At 72.9% G+C, this 3,615-nt stretch carries 2 protein-coding genes; one reads left to right on the top strand and one right to left on the bottom strand.

Features of this window, described 5'->3' with window-relative positions; genetic code table 11:
* A partial coding sequence (locus L0B03_RS15220; protein ID WP_250447319.1) for an ABC transporter ATP-binding protein occupies nt 1-791 on the bottom strand: 791 nt, incomplete at its 3' end.
* Nucleotides 792-1,030: 239 nt separating this feature from the next.
* Here L0B03_RS15220 and valS point away from each other — a divergent pair.
* Nucleotides 1,031-3,615 (top strand): valine--tRNA ligase (gene valS, locus L0B03_RS15215; protein ID WP_250447317.1); only part of this gene is annotated, 2,585 nt, incomplete at its 3' end.

Genomic DNA, 3,615 nt, shown 5'->3' with positions numbered 1-3,615 from the left:
GCTCCCGCGAGGGGGGCGTCCTGGTCGGCCGCGTCGCGGCCCGCCCCCAGGTCGCGCAGGGCGTCGAGCACGGTCTCGGTCGTGGGCTGCTCGAGCTCGCCCACCAGGCGGCCGTCGGCCAGGAACAGCACCCGGTGCGCGTAGGAGGCCGCCGTCGGGTCGTGGGTGACCATGACCACCGACTGGCCGAGCTCGTCCACCGAGCGGCGCAGGAAGCCCAGCACCTCGCCCGAGGAGCGCGAGTCGAGGTTGCCGGTGGGCTCGTCGGCGAAGACCACCGCCGGCCGGGACACGAGGGCGCGCGCGCAGGCCACCCGCTGCTGCTGCCCGCCCGAGAGCTCGCTGGGCCGGTGGCCCAACCGGTCCCGCAGGCCCACCGCGTCCACGACCGTGTCGAACCACGTCCGGTCGAGGGTCCCGCGGGCGATGTCGAGGGGCAGGGTGATGTTCTCCTCGGCGGTCAGGGTCGGGATCAGGTTGAAGGCCTGGAACACGAAGCCCAGACGGGTGCGTCGCAGCCGGGTCAGGCGCCGCTGGCTCATCCGGCCGACGTCCTCGCCGTCGACCATGACGGTGCCCGCGGTCGGGGTGTCGAGCCCGGCCATGCAGTGCATCAGGGTCGACTTGCCCGAGCCCGAGGGCCCCATGATCGCCGTGAGCTCGCCGCGTGCGAAGTCGACGTCGACACCGTCCAGGGCCCGCACCGCCGCCTCGCCCTTGCCGTAGGTCTTGACCAGGCCCCGGGCCGAGGCGATCTGCCCCTCACCCGAGGTGTCCACCAGTGCGCGCATGTGCTTCCCGTCCCTGTGATCGTGCTGTCGTCCCCATCCTGGCCGAGGACCGTGGCCCCCGGGCATCAGGGATCCCCCCGAGACGCCCCTGGTCCCGCGCGGGCCACGCTCAGGTCCTGCTCAGGGGCGGGCTCCACGGTCCGCCCCGGCGGCGGGACCGAGGCAACGGGAACGAGGCGTGGCAGAGGACCATGGGACGTGGCCGCAGCGTGCGCGGGGTTCTGGGAGAATCGGCGACCATGAGCGACCAGCACCCCACCACCGCCAGCACCCCGACGTCCACGCCGTCGTCCCGGGTACCGGACAAGGTGAGCCTCGAGGGGCTCGAGGAGCGGTGGGGCGGCGCCTGGCAGGAGCAGGGCACCTACTCCTTCGACCGCACGCGCACCCGCGACGAGGTCTACTCGATCGACACCCCGCCCCCGACCGTCTCGGGCTCGCTGCACGTGGGGCACGTGTTCTCCTACACCCACACCGACCTCGTCGCGCGCTTCCAGCGGATGCGTGGCAAGGAGGTCTTCTACCCCATGGGGTGGGACGACAACGGCCTGCCCACCGAGCGTCGGGTGCAGAACTACTACGGCGTGCGGTGCGACCCGACGCTGCCCTACCAGCCCGGCTACGTGCCGCCCCACGAGGGTGGCGAGGGCAAGAGCATCAAGGCCGCCGACCAGGTCCCGATCAGCCGCCGCAACTTCGTCGAGCTGTGCGAGCGCCTCACGGTCGAGGACGAGCAGCAGTTCGAGGCCCTGTGGCGGCGCCTGGGCCTGTCGGTCGACTGGACGCACCACTACCAGACCATCGACGCCCGCTCCCGGGCGGTCGCCCAGAAGGCCTTCCTGCGCAACCTCGCCCGCGGCGAGGCCTACCAGGCCGAGGCCCCCGGCCTGTGGGACGTGACCTTCCAGACGGCGGTCGCGCAGGCCGAGCTCGAGGCGCGCGAGTACCCGGGGCACTTCCACCGGGTGGCCTTCCACCGCCCCGACGGCGGCGAGCCCGTCCACATCGAGACCACCCGGCCCGAGCTCGTCCCCGCGGTCGTGGCGCTCATCGCCCACCCCGACGACGAGCGCTACCAGCACCTGTTCGGCACCACCGTGCGCTCCCCGCTCTTCGACGTCGAGGTGCCCGTCCTGGCCCACCCCATGGCCGAGCCCGACAAGGGCGCGGGCATCGCGATGTGCTGCACCTTCGGCGACCTGACCGACGTCCAGTGGTGGCGCGAGCTGCAGCTGCCGACCCGCTCGGTGCTCAGCCGCGACGGCCGGCTCGTGCGCGAGACCCCCGAGTGGATCGCCTCGGAGGCCGGCCGCGCCCACTACGCGGAGATGGCCGGCAAGACGACGTTCTCGGCGCGGACGGCCGTGGTCGACGCCCTGCGCGCGAGCGGGGACCTCGACGGCGAGCCCACACCCACCCAGCGCATGGCCAACTTCTTCGAGAAGGGCGACAAGCCCCTCGAGATCGTGACCTCGCGGCAGTGGTACGTGCGCAACGGCGGGCGCTCCGAGGGCGCTGGCGCGGGCCTGCGCGAGGCCCTCCTCGGACGCGGTCAGGAGCTGGCCTTCCACCCCGACTTCATGCGGGTGCGCTACGAGAACTGGGTCGGCGGCCTGAACGGCGACTGGCTGATCTCGCGGCAGCGGTTCTTCGGCGTCTCGATCCCGCTGTGGTACCCGATCGACGCCGACGGCGAGATCGACCACGAGCACCCGATCGTCCCCGACGAGGCCGTGCTGCCCGTCGACCCGAGCAGCGACGTCCCGGCGGGCTACACCGCCGATCAGCGTGGCGAGCCCGGCGGCTTCGTGGGTGAGGCGGACGTCATGGACACCTGGGCGACCTCCTCCCTCAGCCCGCAGATCGCCGGTGGCTGGGAGCACGACCCTGACCTCTTCGAGCGCGTGTTCCCGATGGACCTGCGCCCCCAGGGCCAGGACATCATCCGCACCTGGCTCTTCTCGACGGTGGTGCGGTCCCACCTCGAGCACGGCTCCCTGCCCTGGAAGCACGCGGCGATCTCGGGCTGGATCCTGGACCCCGACCGCAAGAAGATGTCCAAGTCCAAGGGCAACGTGGTGACCCCCATGGGCCTGCTCGAGGACCACGGCTCGGACGCCGTCCGGTACTGGGCCGCCTCGGCCCGCCTGGGCACCGACGCCGCCTTCGAGGTCGGCCAGATGAAGATCGGTCGACGGCTCGCGATCAAGGTGCTCAACGCGAGCAAGTTCGCCCTCGGCTTCGGGGCGGCCGAGGCCGGCAGCCCCGAGCCCTCGGCCGTCGTCGAGCCCCTCGACCGCGCGATGCTCGCCGGGCTCGCCGAGGTGGTCGACAAGGCCACGGCGGCGTACGAGGCCTACGACCACACGCGGGCACTCGAGCTGACCGAGACCTTCTTCTGGACCTTCTGCGACGACTACCTCGAGCTGGTCAAGGACCGCGCCTACGGCAGCGGCGACGCGTCCCCGACGGTCGCGACCACCTCGGCACGGGCGGCCCTGGCCATGGCCCTGGACACGCTGCTGCGCCTGCTGGCCCCGGTGCTGCCCTTCGCGACCGAGGAGGTCTGGTCCTGGTGGCGCGAGGGCTCGGTGCACCGCGCTCCGTGGCCGACGAGCGACCTGCTGCGTGAGGCCGCTGCGGGGACCGACCCGGCGCACCTCGAGGTCGCCGGCCGTGCGCTGGCGACCCTGCGGAAGGCCAAGTCCGAGGCCAAGGTCTCGATGCGTACGCCCTTCCTCCGCGCGACCCTCGCGGTCCCGCAGGCCCGGCTCCCCCTGGCCGAGGCCACCCTCGCCGACCTGCGCTCGGCGGGCCCCGCGCC

Origin of the sequence: Actinotalea sp. C106 (assembly GCF_023630195.1) — a bacterium.
Lineage (GTDB): Bacteria > Actinomycetota > Actinomycetes > Actinomycetales > Cellulomonadaceae > Actinotalea.
The sequence above is the reverse complement of the archived record's forward strand: the minus strand, read 5'-3'. Positions and strand labels throughout refer to the sequence as shown.